Here is a 19,653-nt window from a genome sequence, read left to right on the forward strand (position 1 = left end):
TGGGGGTTGTCGGCGGGAATTACCCCGCGACTCGAATCACGACATAGCCCGACACGACTTGACTGCCGCGCGGAATTCGGCGGCGCCGAGACGCCACCTCGGTTGACGTGTCGTTGACGATGGTTGCCGTTCCTTCGACGATGTCTCCCGTCGCCGGAATGACGTCGCCAGCCGCGCACAACACCAGGTCGCCCGCCTTGAGCCGCGCCGCCAGCGCGACCTCGAATTCGAGCTTGTCGATCGGTCCGCCATGCTCGGGGTCCGACGCGTCGAGGAGGCGAACGTGAGTTGGAAGGCGCATGATAGAGTCCGGTAATACTCTCCGAACGCTGGATCGCGGCGCATATGCGCGGCGTGAAGGATGTGCCGCGTTGCGTGAAGCTTTCGTAAATGAAAGTCGACGCGACTACGACTCGTCCCCGCTGCTCGTCGCATCCAGATCGATCGCCGGCACCGTCAGTGTAAACACGCTCCCTCCCCCCTCGCGCGCCGCGAGCGTCACAGTCCCACGCTGCGCCTCGGCGATCCCGCGGGCGATCGATAGCCCGAGCCCCGCGCCCGCCACGTTCAACGCCTCGCCGGGACGCCGATAAAACGGCTCGAAGATGCGCTGGCGTTCGCTCTCCGCGATGCCCGATCCGCGGTCCGCGACCCAGAACTCGAGCGACGAGTCGCGACGCCGCGCGCCGACCTCGATCGGCGCGCCGGCAGGCGAGTACTTCGACGCATTGTCGATGAGATTGACCAGCACGCGCAGCGTTTGCACGAAGTCGAACCCGCCGAACAGCATGCCGTCCGACGGTTCGACATGCAGCACCAGCGGATGTCCGTCGAGCCGCCCCTGTACCTGCTGCGCAGCGGCGCCGAGCAAGTCTTCCGCTTCGTTGGGCTGCACATCGAGTGCGGCGGTGCCCATCGTGACGCGCGAGAAGTCGAGCAGCTTGCCGACGAAGGCGTTGAGCCGATCGGCCTCTTCCTCGATGATCTCCGCGCGTTCGTCGCCCGCGTCGGCGATCTCGTGCGCGAGGCCTTTGATCGTCGTCAGCGGCGTGCGGAGGTCGTGCGACACCGCGGCCAGCACCGCATCCTTCGACCGATTCGTTTCCTCGAGCGAACGCGCTCGGCGCGTCGTCGCTTCCAGGCGCTCGCGCTCCGCGCCGAGTGCCTGCGCGCGGTAGAGCAATTCGGCGGCGATGATGCTCGTCATCAAGAACGCGACGAGCACGAACCAGTCGATCGGGTTCGCGATCGCGAACGTGCCGTACGGCGGCAGGAAGAACCAATTGAAGGCGAGAAACGACGTCACCGCGAGCGACAGGCCGAGCGCTCGTCCGCCGCGCACGCTGGCGAGTTGTACGACGATCAGGTATGCGAGCGCGACATGCGCCGCGTTCAGCCGGTCGCGCACGGCGACCATCGCCGCGGTCACGCCGGTCAGCGCCGCGAACGAGACCGTCCAGACGAACCACCGCGATGATGAGCGAATCCTCATGGCGGCAGCTCGTTCTCGAAGCGATACCCGACGCCGGGCTCCGTCACGATGATGCGCGGACGCACCGGATCGCGCTCGATCTTGCGGCGAATGCTGCGAATGTGCACGCGCAAGTACTGTTGCATGTCGCCGTGCGAGTTCCCCCAGACCGCATGAAACAGCTGGCGATGCGTCATCGTGCGCCCGGCGTTTTGAATCAAGGTTCGCAGCAGCTGCCATTCGGTCTTCGTGAGATGCGCCGCGACGCCGTCGCGCTTCACCGACGGCTTCGCGAGATCGATCGACGCGCCGTCGATCTCGAGCACGTGCGCCGGGACCGCCGCGGGCGCGAGCCGTGCGCGCCGTAATTGGGCGCGCACGCGCGCCTGCAGCTCGATCGTGCTGAATGGTTTCGCGATGTAGTCGTCGGCGCCGGCATCGAGGAGCGCCGCTTTCTCGTTGACGGAGCCACGCGCCGACAAGACGACGATCGGCGCCGCCGACCACGCGCGAATCGACCGGCACACGTCCGCGCCGTCGACGTCGGGCAGCCCAAGATCGAGAATGATCAGCGACGGACGCTCGGCCGCGGCGAGGTCGATGCCCGCGCGGCCGGTCGACGCCTCGATGACCTTGCCGATGCCGGCTTCGACGGCGTTGCGAACCACGCGCCGGATTTGCGGTTCGTCGTCAATGACGAGAACGAGATCGTGCTCCACGCGAATAAGCTGCGGCGGTTCGCCTGCGTTGACCAGTCGGCGCGTCAGCCGACGGCATCAAGAAACTCGAGCACCGCCGTGTTGTACAGCGGCGCGTTGTGTCGGTGCATGGCGTGCGACGCACCCGGCACGAGGAGGTACCGCGCGTTCGGCAAGTTCGATCGCAGGACGTCGATGACCCGGCCGAAGATTTCGGGGCTGCGTTCGCCGCGGACGAGGAGCGCGGGCGTTTGGATGCTGCGAAGATCGCTCGCGGTGAGCGGCCCAAAGAATTCCTCGGGCGTCGAACGCGCCTCGAGGCCGAACTCGGGTGCATTGTCCAGCGCGACCTGGCGCGCGCCGCGCGGAAAACGCGCGAAGGCGCCTGGCCCAACGATCGAGTTTAGAAAATGCTCAACACCGTCGATCGGGCGGCCGGCGTCGTAGGCTTCCTTCGCCGGAAGGATCTGGGTGCGATAGTTCGCCTCCAGCTCGGCGCGATCGAGAAAGTTGAACGCCGGCGGTTCGCCAAGGACGAGCGAGCGTACGAGCTCGGGGCGAGTCGCCGCCAAGAGCAGGGCGACCACCGCCCCGTAACTGGCCCCGACGAGATGGGCCGGTCCGAGCTCGAGCTCCTCGATCAGCGCGGCGAGGTCGTCGCGGTGGTCCGTTGCCCGATACGCGGTCGCGCTATCGGCGCCGGTGTTCGGCCAATGGTAGCGCCGGCTGTACGTGATCAGACGGTGGTGCGCGGAGAATGGAGCGGTCTGGTAGCTCCAGGTGCGCATGTCGTCGACGCTGCCGTGGATCAGGACAATTGGAGCGCCCGTCCCGGTGTCGGTATAGGTAAGATGGTCGAGTGTCACGAAGAATCGTAAACTGCTGGGCAGTTGTCGATTTTAACGCGCCTCATTCGTCGCCCTTTCAAACCCCAATCCCGAGGCTTCTGCATGCGCTTCATGATGATCGTCAAAGGCGACGAATCGTTCGACCGCTCCGGCCCCCCTCCCGCCGCCCTCATGGCCGCCATCGACCAGTACGGCCAGGACGCCGCCCGCGAGGGCAAGCTCGTCTCCTTCGGCGGCCTGCGGCGTACCGCCGAGGGCGCTCGCGTTCGCATCACGAAGGGAAAGATCGTCACCACCGACGGCCCCTTCACCGAAACGAAGGAAGTCATCGGCGGCTTCTCGGTCATGAACCTGGCGTCGCGGGAGGAAGCAATTCAGGAGGCCATCAAGTTCATGGAGCTGCACCGCATTCACTGGCCCGAATGGGAGGGTGAAACGGAAGTGCGCCCGATGTACGAGGAGGGCGAGCCGCTCTGAGTTGCATCGCACAACGCCGCAAGCGCCGACCGAAGTAGCGCCACGAGCTCGGCGTCATCGACGATCGCATCGGCATTTCCGGCGGCGGGGCGCGCTCGCAGCGTCACCGATGCGTCCATCACGACGTTTCCCGACATCGTCCGCAGCGTCTCGATGAGCTGCACGTGCGCGAACTTCGAGTGCGCCGACGGATTCACGACCGCGACGGGCTTGTCGACGAATTCCGGACCACCGACGAGCCAGTCCAACGCATTCTTGAGCGATCCCGGGACGCCGTGCGCGTACTCGGGGCTCGCGATCAGGAGCGCATCGGCCGCTGCGACGCGAGCGCGCCACTCGGCCGCTTCATGCGGCAACGCAACTTCCTCGACGTCCGGATTGAAGTGCGGCAAGCTCGCCATGCCGCTGTACCGTTCGACGATCACATCGCTCGGCGCCAATCGCGCGATGGCGTCGAGCACCGCACCGCTCGACGAGACGACGCGCAAACTACCGGAAACGGTGAGAATCCTGAGCTGTCTCACTGTGCGTTACCGAGACGATGGCAGTGCGGCGACGGTGATCATCTTCGCGGAACCAGAGCCGCGATTCTCGATCGACCAATCCGTTCCGCGTGGGCGATACACCCCGCCGATCCATCGCCCACCGTGAACGACGAGGGAAGCACGGGTCTGCATGGTATCGAGTGCAATGATCCACACACTCGTCGCGGCCGGCGACCGCGGCTGAGCGGCCATCGCCGGCTCGCAGAGATTGCGCACGTGTGACTGCGCACCAAGCAACTCGACGGTGATGTTGTCGAAGGGAACGTCGCCGGGATTACGCGCGACGTGCGCGAAGTGTCCGGGCGTGTGGTGAATGCTCAAATCCTTCGAGTCGATCGTCGCGTCCGGCACGCGGGGTCGTGCGTCGACCAACCGACTTGCCCCGAGCGAGATCCAGAAGTAGTCGGGATCGTGCTCGTGGAGGAGCGTGGTGTCGTGAGCCGCGACGCGGACGCGCAACACTCGCATCACCGAATCTTGATACGTCAGATGGTGATGCGGCTCGCGCACGGCGAGGACGGCGCCGGGAATCGACTGGGCGACGGCCGGCGCCGCGAACACCGTCGTCGCGAACAGCGTCGTCGCAAACACGACACGCGCCGTCAAGCGCTCGATGGTGGGCATGCCGTGAATGATACGAGTGAATGCAACCAACCACGCCAACCCGCCGCACGTCGCGGCCGGCCGATACAACGGCGTCATGTAGCGACTACCTTTCGTGATGTCATTTGCATCATTCAAGCTCGAACCCAATCTGCTCAAAGGCGTGAAGGAGCTGGGCTTCGTCCGCCCCACGCCAATCCAGAACGACGCCATTCCGCCGGCCATGGAAGGCCGCGATGTCCTCGCCTGCGCGATGACCGGCAGCGGCAAGACGGTCGCGTTCCTCCTGCCCGTGCTGCATCGCCTACTGGCGCATCCGCGCCGAGCCACGCGTGCGTTGATCGTGACGCCGACGCGTGAGTTGGCGGCACAAATTCTCGAGGAGCTGAACAGCATCGCGACGCACACGCCGATCACCGCGGCGGCCATCTACGGCGGCGTCGGCATGGGCCCGCAGGAGCATGCGTTCCGCAGCAACGTCGACGTCCTCGTCGCGACGCCGGGCCGCTTGCTCGATCACCTCAAGCAGCCGTACGCCAAGCTCGATCACATTCAGCATCTGGTGCTCGACGAAGCCGATCGCATGCTCGACATGGGATTTCTGCCCGACATTCGGCGCGTGCTCAAGCATCTTCCGCCCAAGCGGCAGACGCTCTTCTTCAGCGCGACCATGCCGAAGCCGATTCTCGAGCTCACGCGCGAGATGCTCCACAATCCCGCGACGATCAACCTCGAGCGGAAAGCGGCACCGGCGGTCGGCATCACGCAGGCGATCTATCCGGTGCAGCAGGAGCTCAAGTCCTCGCTGCTGCTCGCATTGCTACAACGCGACATCATGGCCGAAGCGCTCGTGTTCACGCGCACGAAGCATCGCGCCAATCGCCTGTGGGAATATCTCACGAAGCACGGTGTCGCCGCGGCGCGCATTCACGGCAATCGCTCGCAAGCGCAGCGTACCGATGCGCTCGCGGGTTTCAAGAGTGGCACGTATCGCGTGCTCGTTGCCACGGACATCGCGGCGCGCGGCATCGACGTCGAGGAGCTGGGACACGTGGTGAACTTCGACGTGCCGCTCGCACCCGAGGATTACATCCATCGCGTTGGCCGTACGGCGCGCGCCGAGATGACGGGCGAGGCGTTCACGTTCGTGTCGCCCGAAGAAGCCGACGATCTGAAAGCGATCGAGCGCGCCGTGGGCAAGGCATTGCCGCGCGTGACGCTGCCGGACTTCGATTATAACGCGAGACCATCCGCGAGACTCGAGGTTCCGATCGCCGAGCGTCTGGCGAAGCATCGTGCGCAGCGCGCGGTGGAGCGGCAGCGGACGAAGGAAAAGGAGGCGCGTCGTTCGCCGCCGCAGCAGCCGTCGACTCAGCAACGATCGTCGGCGTCGTCGGCGTCATCCGCCTCGTCAGCCTCTCCGACCTCGCCGGCATCGCCATATCGCGACGAATCGGCAGCGTCGAGCGCGGCACGCAAGCGCCGTCGTCGCCGTCGCGGTGGGCACGGCCGAACCGGCCCGAGCAGCGATGTGAAGTAGCGGACCCAATAGCTTTCGGAATGGCCGACTCACGCCCTCGGCGCCGTTCGCGCGGCGTATTTGCGATCGCGCTCCGCGTCGTCACGTACTTCGTGCTTGCGTGGGGCGTTGTCGCCGTCTTGGCATCGAGCGCATTCGCCGGCGGCGCGTGGGTCACGGCGCTCGTCGCGACATACTTCACAATTCCGTTAATCGTCTTCATTCGGTGGCGCGGCTGGCCGTTCTACCCGAACGCATGGTTTCGGCTGTTGGTGGTGCGTCCGTTCTGGTACGCGCAGCTCGTGCTCCCGCTCGTCGCGGCGGCGGGATTGCTCGGCCTCGTCGTGGGTTGGCCGTTTGGTCATGCGCTTCTGATCGGACGAACGCTGGCGAGCGTCGTCGCGATCGTCGTCGCCGCCATTCTTGTCGCCGGATATCTCGGCTCTCGGCGTCTCGTCGTGCGTCACGTGGACGTCGACGTCCCCGGACTTCCCGAGAGCTTCGATGGACTTCGCATCGCACAGCTGTCGGATCTGCACATCGGACCGCACACGTCGAAGCGATTCATCAACCGCGTCGTCGCGGCGACGCGCGCGCTCACGCCGGATCTCGTCGCGGTCACCGGCGACCTGATCGATGACCGCGCCGAGGACGTCGCCGTCTACGCCAGCACCATCGGCGCGCTCGACGCTCCACTCGGCGTCTACATGATACCCGGCAATCACGACGTCTACGCCGGATGGGACGACGTCGAACACGCGTTGCGTGTGGCGGGAATTGGCACCGTGCTCGTCAACGAAGCGCGCTCGATTCACCGCGGCGGCGACGCCATCACGCTCGTTGGCACCGGGGATCCCGCGGGCGGCCGGCGCGGCACGGCGCGCGTTGCGCCGGACATCGATCGCGCGATGTCACATGTGGCGTCCGACGCGATCGTCATCGCGTTCGCGCACAATCCGGCGCTGTGGCCTCCGTTGGTCGAACGCGGCGTTGCGTTGACGCTGAGCGGACACACGCATTGGGGCCAGTTCGCCATGCCGCGACTCGGCTGGAGTCTCGCCTCGCCGTTTCTCGAGCACGCGATGGGCGCGCACCACGACGATACATCGGTGCTCTACATCAGCCCCGGCACCGGCTACTGGGGAATTCCCTTCCGCCTCGGCGCCCTTCCCGAGGTCACGCTCGTCACGCTGCGCCGTGCCGATCGCGCGGCGGCGCGCGTCCACAAGCCGCGCGCGGCGTAGTCTCGCGGGTCTTGCTTGACAGCCGCGGCGTTCAATTGTAGATAATCGAGGTGTCATTGTAGATGATCTTGGTATCACGCCAGCGACGAGCCCCGTGCGACCATCCGACCTCATTCAGGGAACGCTCGACGTTCTCATCCTGAAGTCGCTCGCCACCGAGCCGCGGCACGGCTGGGCCATCGCCAAGCGAATCGAAACCGTCTCGCGCGACGTACTGCAGATCAAGCAAGGCTCGCTATATCCCGCGCTGCACCGCCTGGAGAGTCAGGGCATGATCCGGGCGGAGTGGCGCGAGAGCGAGACGGGGCGCGAAGCCAAGTTCTACTCGCTGACGCGGGCCGGCCGCGCGCAACTCGAGGTCGAGCTCACGCAGTGGGAGCGCCTGTCGGCCGCGATCCGCCTCACGCTTCGCGACGCATGAAGGAGATGCAATGCCGCGCGTGATCGACGTCCTCCGCCTTCGCATCCGCGCGCTCGTGTTTCGCCGCCGAGCCGACAACGAGCTCGATCGCGAGCTGCAATCGCACATCGAGCGGCAGATCGAAGAGCATGTCGCCGCCGGCATGACCGCCGATGAAGCGCGACGCGCGGCATTGAGCACCTTCGGCGGCGTCCAGTCCGTTCGCGAAGAGGCGCGCGATGCACGCGGCGTGGCCATCGTCGAAAATCTGATGCGCGACCTTCGCCGCACGCTGCGCGCACTCTTCCGCGAACCCATGCTCGTTATCGCCGCGACGTTGTCTATCGCGCTCGGCGCCGCCGGCAACATCGCGGTCTTCAGCCTTGTCCGCGCGATCGTCTTCGCGCCACCCGGCGTCCGTGACCCTTCGACGCTCATCAACATCCAGGTAAGCCATGGCAGTCACGTCAGCTTTGAGCGCTGGCGCGACATCGCCGCGAGCGGGGCGCTGGCCGGCGTCGCGGGCTATTCGATCGAGAAACAGATCAATTGGATGAACGGCGATGCCGCCGTGTCGATCGTACCGCTGGTCGTCACCGTGAACTTCTTCGACGTCACCGGAACGCCGCTCGCCTTGGGCCGAGGATTTTCAGAAGCTGAGGCGCGCGCCGAGCTCGATCCGCGCGTCGCGGTGGTGAGCCATGAGTTCTGGCGGCGCGAGCTTCGCGCGGACACCTCGGCGCTTGGCCGCACGCTGATGCTCAACGGTGAGTCGTACGTCGTCATCGGCGTGTTGCCGCCGCGAATGCGAAGTGTCGTCGGTTTCGGCATCGCGCCGGGGATATACGTACCGCTGAATCGCGCGCTCGCGCCCGAGCTCGCCGAACCCGACGCGCCTGTCGTACAGCTGCTCGGACGCCTGCGGTCGGGACAGTCCCTCGCCGAGGGACGCGCGGGGCTGGATGCGGTCGATCGACGACTCGAGCGACTCCGCGGCGACACACTCTACGGTGGCGTGCAGGAGTTCGCGCCCGTCGGTTCGCTGGCCACGGGCAAGTCGGTGGCGATCGTCGGCGCATTCTTCGCGCTGCTCGGTCTCGTATCGCTGTTCGTACTGCTCATCGCGTGCGCGAACGTCGCGGGGCTGTTGATCGCGCGCGGCACGCGACGGCGGCAGGAAATCGCTATTCGTCTTGCCATTGGCGGAAGCCGGGCGCGCGTCGTTCAGCAACTTCTCATTGAAGGATTCTGGCTGGCGCTGATCGGAACCGTCGCGGGCCTGGCGCTGAGTCTCGCTTGTATGCGCGCGATCAACAGTGCGACGCTGCCTATCCCGATGCCGATCGCGTTGCACTTGTCGCTCGACGGCCCGATCCTGTTGGGCGCGCTCGGCGTCGTCGTGTTGACGATGTTGGTATCCGCGCTTCTCCCGGCGTTGCAGGCGACCCGCCTTGCCCTCGTGCCCGCGCTCAAGCGTGATGAACCATTCCTGAGAGCTCGGCGATTCTCCGCTCGCGGAATACTGCTCGTGTGTCAGGTGACGGTGTCGACCGTGCTTCTGGTCACGGCTTTTCTCTTCGTGAGAAATCTCTCGAGCGCCCGGCTCACCAGCATCGGGTTCGACGTCGAGCACACGCTCGTGTCGCAGCTGGGATTCACGCAGGCGCGCTCGCCCGACAGTCGCTTCGATCTGCTCGATGCCGCGGTCGCGCGAGTGCGTTCGCTCCCCGGCGTCGTGAGCGCGGCATACGCCGACGGCATTCCGCTCACGCTCCGTGCCGGCTCGACGAACGGCACCTCAGCGCGGATCGGCAACAACGCCAATCCCGAGCACATCGAGTTCGCGCGCAACTACGCGGGCCCCGGCTATTTCGCGACGATGGGCATTCGTCTCATCGGCGGCCGTGAGTTCGACGCGACGGACACGCCCACGAGCGTGAACGCCGGCATCATCAATGAAACGTTCGCCCGCCGCTACTTTCGCGCGGTGAATCCGCTCGGCCAGCGTGTGCATTTCCTGGACAAGACCGAATTTCAGGTCGTCGGCGTCGTCAGTGACAGCAAATACCGCACGCTCGGAGAGTCTCAGCGCGCCGCGATCTATCTGGCGTTGCGCCAACATCCAAAGGACCTCGACGTCGCGTTCGTCGTCGCGCGTACCACCGGCGCCCCTGCGACGCTCGTCTCGACGACGCGTCGCGCGCTCGGCGACCTCGATCACTCGGTTGCCGTGACGGTCGAACCAATGTCGTCCGCCCTTCAATTCGCTCTGTTGCCGAGTCGAATCGGCGCCGCGCTGCTTGGCACGTTGGGCTTGCTCGGGTTGGTGCTCGCGGCGTTCGGACTCTACGCGATCGTCTCGTACAATGTGAGCCGCCGCATCTCGGAGATTGCGATTCGTTCCGCGCTGGGCGCGTCGCGTGGCGCGCTGTTGCGTCTCGTCGTGCGCGACGCGTCACTGCAGGTTGGACTCGGACTCGCGCTGGGACTTGGCATCGCGGCGCTCGTGACCGCGCCGCTGAGCGCCTTTCTCATCGCCGGATTGAGCGCCACCGATCCCGCCAGCTTCGGCGGGACGGCGATCGTGTTTCTCGCCGTGAGCGCGCTCGCGAGCCTGCTGCCGGCGCGTCAGGCGACGCGCATCAGCCCCGTAGTGGCGATGCGGTTGGAGTAGTCGGCCGACAAATTCTTCGCGTTACAAGACCGGCAGCGACCCTCACGGCATAGGCGGTGCGACACCTGGGGAGGAAGAGTCAGCCAATTACCCTCCAGAGGTCCGTTCTCGATGAGACATAATCAGTTTGTCGCTGCCGTGGCGCTGTCGCTGTTGGCGATCACAGCCGCTGGTGCACAGGATGACCATGGCCGTGGCCGCGGTCGCGGGCGCGGTGACGATCAGAATCATGGAAACCAAGTGTCGCAGCAGGAGCAGCAGCGGCGAATCGCGGAGGAACAGCAACGGCAGCGCGACTATCAGAACCACTTGAACGCTCAGCTTCGCACCGCGCAGGCGCAGCAGGCCCAACTGCAGGCGCAACGTCACGCGGCGGCACTCGCGCAGCAGCAACGGTACGTCGACGCCCTTCGTCAGCAACAGCAGCGACTGCAAGCGCAGCGGGATATCGCCCATGATCCCTACATCACCGCTCCGCTCACGTACCGCTACCGGCTCAACGGTGCATCCCGCCAAACGACGCAATACGGCGCCGACGTCCTTCGCCAATCGGTAAACAACGGATACTCTCAGGGCTATCAGCAGGGTCAAGCGGACCGCGCGGATGGTCTGCGGTCTGACTATCGCCGCTCGTTCGCCTATCAAGACGCGAACTACGGCTACAATGGCGCGTACGTGCCGCAGTCCGATTACAACTATTATTTCCGGCAGGGCTTTCAGCGCGGCTATGCGGACGGCTACGCGAACCAGAGCCGCTACGGCTCGTTCTCGAATGGCTCCGGGAACATTCTATCGAATATTCTCAACAGCATTCTTGGATTGACGACCATCCATTGAGCGAGGCTTCCGGGACGCGAGACCAGAGGTTCGATCTCGCATCCCGAGCTCGCACGCCTTTCGCTATTCTGATCGCAGCGCGATCGTCGGGTCGACGCGCGTCGCGCGCATCGCCGGAACGAACGCCGCGACCACCGCGCAGACCAGCATGACCGCGCTTGCGATGCCCAACGTGATCGGATCGCGCGCCGATACCTGGAACACCAGCGATTCGACGAACCGCGCCGCCACAAGCGTCAGCGCGATTCCCACGACGATCCCCGCCGCGGCCGGCGCGATGCCGCGCGCGAGGGTCAGACGAAGAATGTCCGCGCCACTCGCACCGAGGGCCGCACGAACGCCGAATTCGTGCATGCGCTGGCCGATCGTGAATGCGACAATGCTGAAGATCCCGATTCCCGCGAGCAGCAACGCGAGCGCGCCGAACGCCGTGAATACCCGCGCGCCGAGCACCCAGCTTCGTGTGTGCCGGCCGAGCAAATCGTTCATCGTTTGCACGTTCGCGTACGGCACGGCGCCACTCGTTCCCTGCACCGCACGCCGCAGCGGTTCGACGATCGTCGACGCGTCGCCGGCCGAGCGGACGACGAGCGTGTAACCGAAGAAGTCGACCGTGTGTTCCGACTGTTCCGGCGTGAGCTGATCGAGCGGGCGATAGAGTTGCGGCACCAGCCCCTCCACGAGATCCTGGCGCCGCGTGTTGGTAACGACGCCAACGACGGTCGTGCAGGGCATGCTGTCGGCGCCGATCTTGATGCAGGCACCCACCGGGCTCTGATTCGGCCAGTACAGCCGCGCCATTGTTTCATTGACGATGGCGACCGGCGCGCCGCCCATGCGATCACTACTCGTGAATGAGCGTCCAAGCAAAGAGTGAATCCCAAGGACGTCGAAGTACGCCGGGGTGACACCGTATTGCACCGTTGGGTTGCGTAGCCGCGGCACGTCACGACCCGGCGTGTACACTCGTGTGTTCCAGGAGAGACTGAATGGAAGTCCGATCGTCACCGCGGTCGACGCGACACCAGGAATCGTTCGCGCCCGCTCCGCGAATCGATCGAAGAGCGCGCGGGTTTCGTCGAGGGACATCGACAGCACGGCCGGCGTGAAACTCACGAGCGCCACGTGATCGCGATCGATGCCCAGATCCAGACCGGCAACGTTGCGCAGGCTGCGAATGAATGTGCCCGCGCCGGACAGGAGGAGAATCGCGAGTGACGCCTGTGCGACGAGCAGCACGGTACGCGTTCGCGACCGTTGAATCGACCCTTCGCGCGCGCCGGCCTTGAGCGACGATGAGACGTCGAGCCGGCTTGCCTCGAGCGCCGGTACGAGCGAGGTGGCGACGCCGGTGAGGACACCGAGCGTGCCCGTGAAGGTCAGCGTGCGCACGCCGAGCACGCCGTCGGACCATGCGCCGTCGCCAATGAGCCACGTGCGCAAAAACGGCGACGCCAGCGCCGCGATCCCGAACGCGACAATGGTTCCAATTGACGAAAGCAGCACACCCTCGACGACGAGCTGCGCAACCAATCGGCGCCGGCTAACGCCAAGGGCCAGCCGAACCGCGATCTCGCGTCGCCGGCCGAGTGCGCGGACCAGCAGCAGATTCGCCACGTTCGCGCACGCGATGAGCAGCACCATCAACGCGACGCCGCCGAGCATTGTGCTGACGGCGGCGCCGCCCGACGAGCCGGATAAGCCCCAGTTCCCCCGTGATTTTCCCGGAATGATCGAGCCGACCGATACACCGGTCGAGTCGTAGTACGCCAGGAGCGCCGGAGTCGGACGCTTGAGCGACGTTCGCATCAGCGCGCGATACGCGGCACCCGCCTGCGCGGCGGCGTGCTGTTCGGTCACACCAGGCTTCAATCGCGCGAGCACGAGCAGCCATTGCGAGTTGGTGCTCGTCGCCCAATCGGGGCTGCTGTCGAATCGCAGTCCTTCCGCGCCGGCGATCGGCAGCCACACATCGACGTCGCGCATTTCCGTTCCCGTGAATCCGCGCGGCGCGACACCGACGACGGTGTACGTGTTCGGCCCAATCGGAATGGTCTCACCGATAACGTCACGGCTGCCGGCATAGCGGCGCTTCCAATAGCCGTAGCCGAGTACGACGCTGCGCGGCGCGTTCGACTCGACTTCCTCCTCGGGCATGAAGAATCGACCGAGCAGCGGCTTGACGCCGAGTAGCGAGAAATAGTTCGCGCTGACGAGTCCTCCCGCAACGCGCGTCGCCACCGCGCCACGGCCGACCGGGAAATACTGTCGGTGTCCGACACTCATCGTGGCGACGGCAACGCCGTCGAAGTCGGAGACCTCTCGCTCGAGGGCGGTCTTGACGACGTACGGCTGCGCCGTCTGTGAATAATTGTCGACGGCGGTGCCAAAGCTCAGGAGCGCCACGCGATCGGGATTCGCGATGTGCGGCGGCGCCTCGAAATACACGCGATCGATGATGCCGAACATCGTCGCGTTCGCGCCGACACCCAAGGCGAGCGTCGTCACGATCATCGCGGTGAACAACGGCCGGCGGCGGAAGCCGCGCAACGCAAGGCGGCCGTCGTATCGCAGGATCTCGAGGATCGACGTCGGTTCGGGCATGACCATTCTCTCTTCCGATGAGCGTTCTTGGGCGTAGAGCGCCAGCAACGTCGGCGGCCAGCACGCCCTCGCGGCCTGGCCCCAGTACCAGGCCACGCGTTGGCGGCGACCCGGCCTCGCGTACGCTTCGGCAAGATCGGCCAGCAGCACCTCACGTATCGTTCGCGGCAGCAGGATGCGCAGCAGCAGCTCGGCGGCTCGTGGCGGCGCGTGCGACGACGGTGTGCGTGTCATCGGCGTGGACGCGCGACCGCCGGTGCATCGAGCCACATGCGCTCGAGAACTTGCCGGGTGGCGCGCATCGCCGTCGTTCCCGCGCGCGTGACCTCGAACAAGCGTCGCGGTCGTCCGCCGCCCTCTTCCTGCGGGACGACGTCGGCCGTTCGAACGAAGCCTTTTTGCTCGAGACGTCCGAGCGTGACGTAGACCGCGGGCAGCGACGCGCCGCGCCGCGACGCCCGTTCGATCTCGCCGTGAATGTCCGCACCGCCGGCCTGTCCACCAGCACGGACGATCGCAAGGAGCACGAGGTGCTCGAACTCGCCCAGATAGTCGCCTTTCGCCATGCGTGAACTAAACTTTGTTTAATTTGAGTCGCAAGGACCGTCCTCCCACGTTCATGGGACAGCCGTCAGGCTGAAAGGGTTGGGTCGCTCCCTCTTGTCTATTTCTTCGCGTTTGTATATCATCTCGCCATGCCCAAAGGCCAATTCCTCGGAGAGTTCGAGCTCCTCGTGCTTGCGGCACTCCTCCGGCTCGGCGCCGAGGCGTACGCGGTCACCATCAAGAAAGACATCGAGCAGCGCGCGAAACGCCCGGCATCGCTCGGCGCAATTCACGCCGCCGCAGGCCGACTCGCCGACAAGGGATTCGTCGTCTTTCACGTGTCCGACCCACTCCCCATCCCCGGCGGCAGGGCGCGGAAGTACGTACGCATCACACCGGCCGGCACGCGCGCGTTGCGTCAGTCTACCGTCGCCGTCGCGCGCATGATCGAAGGCCTCGAGCTCGGAGCGAAGACATGACACGCGCCGACACGGCGGCTCCGCCGCGGATCGCCGAATGGCTGGTGGCGATCGCATCGCCGGCGAACGATCGCCGCTTCGTGCTCTCGGATTTCCGTGACGCGTTCGACGAACGAGTGCACCGCGACGGTATCCGCGCGGCGCGCGCGTGGTATTGGGGCGAAGCCGTCCGCTCGATTGTGCCGCTCGTTGCACGTCGTCTGAGCCGGCGCGATGCGTCTGACGCTCCGACCTCACGAGCGCGCTGGTCCGACGCCATGGTCGACGTCCGCTACGCGCTTCGTCTGAGCCGGCGCAGCCCACTTGCATCAATCGCAATCGTTTCGACGATGACGTTGGGCATCGCGGCGACGGTCGCCGTGTTCAGTGCGACCGAGGGTGTGCTTCTGCGCCCGCTTCCCTTTCCTGAGTCGGATCGCGTCGTTCAGCTGGAGACGGTCGTTCGCGGCCAGCAGGTCGCGCCGACGGTCGCGTATCCCGACGCAATGGATTTTCGGCGGCTGGTGCCGGACTTCTCCGACATCACGCTGTTCGCGCGCGGTGACGTGACTCTGCAGCACGGCGTAGACCCGCAGAACCCGCGCGCCCTCGAGGTCGATGACGCGTACGCGCGCGTGTTCGCGCTGCGACCGGCGCTTGGCCGGCTGCTCACCGCGACGGATTCCTCGTCGAGCGCGCCGAAGGTAGCGGTGTTGTCGTACGACTTCTGGATGCGCGAGTTCGGCGGCGATCGAGCGCTCGTCGGGCGCACCATCCGCATCGACAACGAGCCGGTGACCGTCGTCGGTGTACTGGCCGAAGACAGCTATGTCTTCCCGCGCGAGTCGGTGGACTTGCTGCTGCCGCTCGGCATCCTGTCGACCTCGTTTCGTAAGAATCGCGGCGCGCTGTGGGCGACCGCGGCCGCGAAGCTCAAGCCGCACGCGTCATTCCAGCAGGCGCAGCGAGATCTCGCATCGGTCGCGGCGTTGCTGGCCGTGCAATTCGCGAACTCTAATCATGATTTGTCGGCGCGCATCGTCCCCCTTCGTGAAGCGGTGGTCGGCTCGGTGCGGCCAATGCTCGAGCTGCTCGCCGCGGCGATCGCGGCGGTGCTGCTCATCGCGTGCATCAACATCGCGAACCTCGTCCTCGGGCGCGCTCAAGCCCGCACTCGCGAATTCGCGCTGCGCTCGGCACTGGGTGGTACGCCGTCGCGCGTGCGCCGGCAGGTCTTCACGGAGAGCCTCGTACTCGCGGCCATTGGCGGCGTCCTTGGACTCCTGATCGCTCCGGTGCTGACGCACTTCCTGGTCGCGATCTATCCCGACGCACTGCCCCGCGCCGACGAGATTGGAATCGGCATGCCCGTCGTGTTCGTGGCCGTCATCGTCACGGTCGCGGCGGCAGTCTGTTCGGCGATCCCCACCGCGCGTCGCATCGTGCGGCCGAATTTGACGGACGATCTGCGCGGCGGCAGCCGATCGAGCGGGCACCGCGGCGAACGGCGGACCGGTCGCGTCTTGATCGTGATGCAAGTCGCGGGTTCGCTCGCGCTGCTCTTTTCCGCCGGATTGCTCGGCCAGACGTTCTGGCGCCTCGAGCGCGTCGATCCTGGATTCGATTCACGGCACACGCTCACGTTTCACACCTACCCGTCGAGAGAACGCCACTTTTCCGGCGCCGCCATCGAGCACTACTACAGCGAGGTAACGACGGCGCTGCGCGCGCTTCCTGGTGTGACGTCGGTCTCGACGACGACGCTGCTGCCGTTCGGCGGGTGCTGCTTCCTCGATACGTTCATTCAGGAGGATCGGGGCGATCAAGGCGCGAAGAACCCGCAGGCCTTCATCTCCGTCGATGCCCCCGGCTTCGAGCGCGCATTGGGAATTCCGCTGCTGCGCGGTCGATCGTTCACCGCCCAGGATGATTCGAGCGCTGAACATGTAGTGATGTTGAACGCGGAGGCGGCGCGACGCATGTACCCGGGGCGCGATCCCATCGGCCAACGGATCAACTGGAACGGGCAACCACATTGGCGCGTGGTCGGCGTCCTTGCGTCGACTCATCTCGAGTCGCTCTCTGACGAGATGGGGCCCGTGTTGTACGTGCCGGCGACGCAGGCACCTCGGCGGTGGCGTTACGTGGTGATACGTACCACCGCCTCGGAGAAGGTGATCATCGCCGGGGCGCGCACGGCGCTTCGCGCCATCGACCCGACGGTCGCGCTCACCGACATCGCGACCATGGATCAGCGCGTCGCGCGATCGCTCGGTGCGCAGCGCTTTCGCGCCGCGCTGATGGCGACGCTCGGTGCGCTGGCACTCGCGCTCGCGGTGATCGGGATTTATGGCGTCGTGGCGTACTCGGTCAGTCGTCGCACGATCGAAATTGGCATTCGCATGGCGCTGGGCGAAGCCGCGCACGACGTGCGCCGGCGCGTCGTGGTCGACGCGCTTCGTGTCGCGGCGATCGGTATCGCGATCGGCGCCGCGCTCGCGTTGCTCAGCGGCAAGTGGCTCGCCGTGTTCCTGGTGGGTGTCAACCCGTACGACGGCAGACTGCTCTTCGCCGCATCCGCGCTGCTTACCGCGCTCGTGATTGCAACGGCGTACGGACCCGCGCGGAGGGCAGCCAGAGTTGATCCAATGACCGCCCTTCGCGCGGATTAGCGCGCGAAGCCGTACAGCTTCGCGGCGTTGTCGTGCAGCACGTCGTGCGCGATGACGAGCGCTTGCGTCCGCGTGACCTCACCGTCGCGCATCATACCGGTGAGCGCAATGGCCAATGCGCGGCGCGCCGTGTCATTCGCCTGCCACCCGACCTCCTCCCAGTCGATCTCAGGCGTGTTCGGGTAGAGATCGGTGCCGAATAGAATTTTCTCGGGATACCATTCCAGCCAATTGCGCAGCGACGCCGCGAGATGTTCCGGCGACTCCATCCACGTGAGCTGTGAGAGGTCGGCGTAGACGTTCGGCTTCATCGTGAGATAGCCGATCGACTGCGTGTACGCGACCGCGCCGGCGTGGAGCAGCACGAACGTCGTGCCGCGAAGGCTCGCATCGTTGAGCGCCGGCTCGAGCAGCAACGGGTTCGCGCCACCAAGATAGAAATAGCCGCCACACCCCGCGCCGGTGTGGATGTGCACCGGAAGTCCGAGCCGCCCCGCTTCGCGTGCGACGTATCGAAAGAGATAGTCCTGTAAATGGCGGTACTCGACGGTGTCGGGCGCGCCGCCGCGCGCGTATCGCTCGTACACGGCGGCCGCATCACGCTCGCCGGCCGCGGCGAAATCGAGTGAACGCAAATACGCGACCTCGAACTTGATCGCGACGGCGCCCTGCTGCTTCTGTCGTTCGAGCACGGGCGTCACGACGCGATGCACGTAATCGGCGAGCGTCGCGGGGAGCGCGCCGGCGCCGATGTCACGCATGTACCGGCCGCGCAGCATGTCCTCGCGCGAGAAAAAGAACTTGCGATCGGGCGTCTGCGCGGCCAGCGGGCTGTTGTCGAGCGGAAAGAGCAACGCGTCGTCGAACGGCACCCAGCGATGATGCGCATCGTTCAATCCGCGGCCCATCGCCACGCGGTTGGACAATTCCATGTCGATCCCGATGCGGCCGAGTATCCATGCGGGATAGTCGTCGCCATGCGCGGCGTGCGCGCGCGCTTTGGCGGCGATGACTTCACGTACGTGCTGCGGTGTGCGATCGTCGTAGCGGTAGCCCCACAGATCTTTCCAGGCCGCGAGATACTGCGGGTTTTCCGGTCGTGTCATCAGCCCGGGCGCGGTGGGCTCGAGCGGATCGCACGGCAAGGCGTCGAACTCATCATCCTTCTCGCCCGCCGCCACGAGCTTCGGCGGGTGCGAGTGATTGTCGATCGCGCGAATGCGACGGATCTCGGTAAGGAGCGCGCGGTCGGCAGCCGGCGCCTGTGCCAGCAACGGCATTCCCGTGCTGGCGAACAATGGCGCCAGCACGGTGAGCCGGAATAGACGAACAGTTCGGTGGAGCATCGCGAGCGACTCGGTTGGGTTCGAGCCGGAAGATGGCGCTTGGCGAAGCGTACCGCCACGAGCGCTACGCCGAGCGACAACCGCTCATCCTCAGGTGTCCAGCGAGATCGTCCCGAACCCTTCCTTGCGCTAGAACTTGGCCGCTGAGGACCGGGCCGCTGCTGTCGTCCGAGCACGTGACGGTTCTCGTCAGGCTCACCGTGACCTTTTGCCCGTAGTATGCGCCGTCCTGGATGACAACGTTCCCGTTGCCCGGTGCCTTACCCGAGATGAAGATGCTCACATTGTCGTGCCGGTCTCTTGCGGCATGCGCGGCCTCATATTAGCTCTCCCATAGACGTGACAGGGAGAGGGTAAATTGCCGATCGAGTCTAGCGATCTACTGCAAGGCACGCTGCAGGTACTGATTCTGAAGGCTCTCCTCGCTGAATCGGCCCACGGCTATGGCATCGCTCGCTGGATCGAGAAAACGACGGACGACGCACTGCGCGTTGAAGAAGGGTCGCTCTATCCCGCCCTCCGCCGCCTCGAGGACAAGCGATATGTCAGCTCGGATTGGGGGTTGTCGGAGAACAACCGACGCGCCCGTTACTACCGGTTGACGACTGCAGGGCGCGCGTATCTGCGCAATGAAGCCGCGGCGTGGCACCGGTTCTCGCGCGCGATGACGCGCGTCATGCGCGCGGCACCAGCGCTCAGCTGAGAGGCAAG

The 19,653-nt window shown here is 65.7% G+C and carries 18 protein-coding genes; 9 read left to right on the forward strand and 9 right to left on the reverse strand.

Going from position 1 to position 19,653, the window contains the following annotated elements; genetic code table 11:
• Positions 1-19 precede the first annotated feature (19 nt).
• The 4 genes from VN706_06865 to VN706_06880 form a co-directional block, all read right to left on the reverse strand.
• Positions 20-301 (reverse strand): hypothetical protein, encoded by a 282-nt coding sequence (locus VN706_06865; GenBank protein ID HXT15334.1) that lies wholly within the window; start codon positions 299-301, stop codon positions 20-22.
• A 105-nt stretch (positions 302-406) separates the two neighbouring features.
• Complete coding sequence (locus tag VN706_06870; protein HXT15335.1) at positions 407-1,492, reverse strand: ATP-binding protein; 1,086 nt, start codon at positions 1,490-1,492, stop codon at positions 407-409.
• On the reverse strand, positions 1,489-2,190 hold the full coding sequence (locus VN706_06875; GenBank protein ID HXT15336.1) for a response regulator: 702 nt from the start codon (positions 2,188-2,190) through the stop codon (positions 1,489-1,491). The genes VN706_06870 and VN706_06875 overlap by 4 nt, the downstream gene beginning before the upstream one ends.
• 44 nt (positions 2,191-2,234) lie before the next feature.
• Entirely contained in the window at positions 2,235-3,035 is an 801-nt protein-coding gene (locus VN706_06880) for an alpha/beta hydrolase (protein HXT15337.1), read from the reverse strand.
• Positions 3,036-3,119: 84 nt separating this feature from the next.
• On the opposite strand from VN706_06880, the gene VN706_06885 reads away from it, so the two are divergent.
• A complete protein-coding gene (locus VN706_06885; GenBank protein ID HXT15338.1) occupies positions 3,120-3,494 on the forward strand; it encodes a YciI family protein in 375 nt (124 codons plus the stop codon).
• Here the strand turns inward: VN706_06885 and VN706_06890 are convergent.
• Positions 3,428-4,018, reverse strand: coding sequence for an NADPH-dependent FMN reductase (locus tag VN706_06890; protein HXT15339.1), 591 nt, complete (start codon positions 4,016-4,018; stop codon positions 3,428-3,430). The genes VN706_06885 and VN706_06890 overlap by 67 nt on opposite strands.
• Positions 4,019-4,024: 6 nt before the next feature.
• Positions 4,025-4,741 carry a hypothetical protein gene (locus tag VN706_06895; protein ID HXT15340.1) on the reverse strand — a complete coding sequence of 239 codons (717 nt, stop codon included), beginning with the start codon at positions 4,739-4,741 and terminating at the stop codon, positions 4,025-4,027.
• Positions 4,742-4,760: 19 nt separating this feature from the next.
• Between VN706_06895 and VN706_06900 the strand changes: the two genes are divergently transcribed.
• The 5 genes from VN706_06900 to VN706_06920 all read left to right on the forward strand — a co-directional run bounded on the left by VN706_06900 (position 4,761) and on the right by VN706_06920 (position 11,316).
• On the forward strand, positions 4,761-6,182 hold the full coding sequence (locus VN706_06900) for a DEAD/DEAH box helicase (protein ID HXT15341.1): 1,422 nt from the start codon (positions 4,761-4,763) through the stop codon (positions 6,180-6,182).
• Positions 6,183-6,202: 20 nt separating this feature from the next.
• The gene (locus VN706_06905; GenBank protein HXT15342.1) at positions 6,203-7,405 is read left to right on the forward strand and encodes a metallophosphoesterase; all 1,203 of its coding nucleotides are present in this window, start codon (positions 6,203-6,205) and stop codon (positions 7,403-7,405) included.
• Positions 7,406-7,499: 94 nt separating this feature from the next.
• Positions 7,500-7,826, forward strand: coding sequence for a PadR family transcriptional regulator (locus VN706_06910; protein ID HXT15343.1), 327 nt, complete (start codon positions 7,500-7,502; stop codon positions 7,824-7,826).
• A gap of 10 nt (positions 7,827-7,836) precedes the next feature.
• Entirely contained in the window at positions 7,837-10,479 is a 2,643-nt protein-coding gene (locus tag VN706_06915; protein ID HXT15344.1) for an ADOP family duplicated permease, read from the forward strand.
• Positions 10,480-10,590: 111 nt separating this feature from the next.
• On the forward strand, positions 10,591-11,316 hold the full coding sequence (locus tag VN706_06920; protein HXT15345.1) for a hypothetical protein: 726 nt from the start codon (positions 10,591-10,593) through the stop codon (positions 11,314-11,316).
• 63 nt (positions 11,317-11,379) lie between these two features.
• On the opposite strand, the gene VN706_06925 is transcribed toward VN706_06920, so the two are convergent.
• Both VN706_06925 and VN706_06930 read right to left on the reverse strand, forming a co-directional pair.
• On the reverse strand, positions 11,380-14,154 hold the full coding sequence (locus VN706_06925) for an ADOP family duplicated permease (protein ID HXT15346.1): 2,775 nt from the start codon (positions 14,152-14,154) through the stop codon (positions 11,380-11,382).
• Positions 14,151-14,486: a helix-turn-helix transcriptional regulator gene (locus tag VN706_06930; GenBank protein HXT15347.1), complete on the reverse strand. Its 336-nt coding sequence runs from the start codon at positions 14,484-14,486 to the stop codon at positions 14,151-14,153. The genes VN706_06925 and VN706_06930 overlap by 4 nt, the downstream gene beginning before the upstream one ends.
• A gap of 129 nt (positions 14,487-14,615) precedes the next feature.
• Here VN706_06930 and VN706_06935 point away from each other — a divergent pair, with 129 nt between their 5' ends.
• Positions 14,616-14,945, forward strand: a complete 330-nt coding sequence (locus VN706_06935; GenBank protein ID HXT15348.1) for a hypothetical protein — start codon at positions 14,616-14,618, stop codon at positions 14,943-14,945.
• A complete protein-coding gene (locus VN706_06940) occupies positions 14,942-17,596 on the forward strand; it encodes an ABC transporter permease (GenBank protein HXT15349.1) in 2,655 nt (884 codons plus the stop codon). The genes VN706_06935 and VN706_06940 overlap by 4 nt, the downstream gene beginning before the upstream one ends.
• Here the strand turns inward: VN706_06940 and VN706_06945 are convergent.
• Complete coding sequence (locus VN706_06945) at positions 17,593-18,942, reverse strand: amidohydrolase family protein (GenBank protein HXT15350.1); 1,350 nt, start codon at positions 18,940-18,942, stop codon at positions 17,593-17,595. The genes VN706_06940 and VN706_06945 overlap by 4 nt on opposite strands.
• A 358-nt stretch (positions 18,943-19,300) precedes the next feature.
• Between VN706_06945 and VN706_06950 the strand changes: the two genes are divergently transcribed.
• Positions 19,301-19,645, forward strand: a complete 345-nt coding sequence (locus tag VN706_06950) for a PadR family transcriptional regulator (GenBank protein ID HXT15351.1) — start codon at positions 19,301-19,303, stop codon at positions 19,643-19,645.
• The last annotated feature ends 8 nt before the right edge of the window (positions 19,646-19,653 follow it).

The sequence above is a fragment of the Gemmatimonadaceae bacterium genome (assembly GCA_035606695.1).
Classification (GTDB): Bacteria; Gemmatimonadota; Gemmatimonadetes; order Gemmatimonadales; family Gemmatimonadaceae; genus JAQBQB01.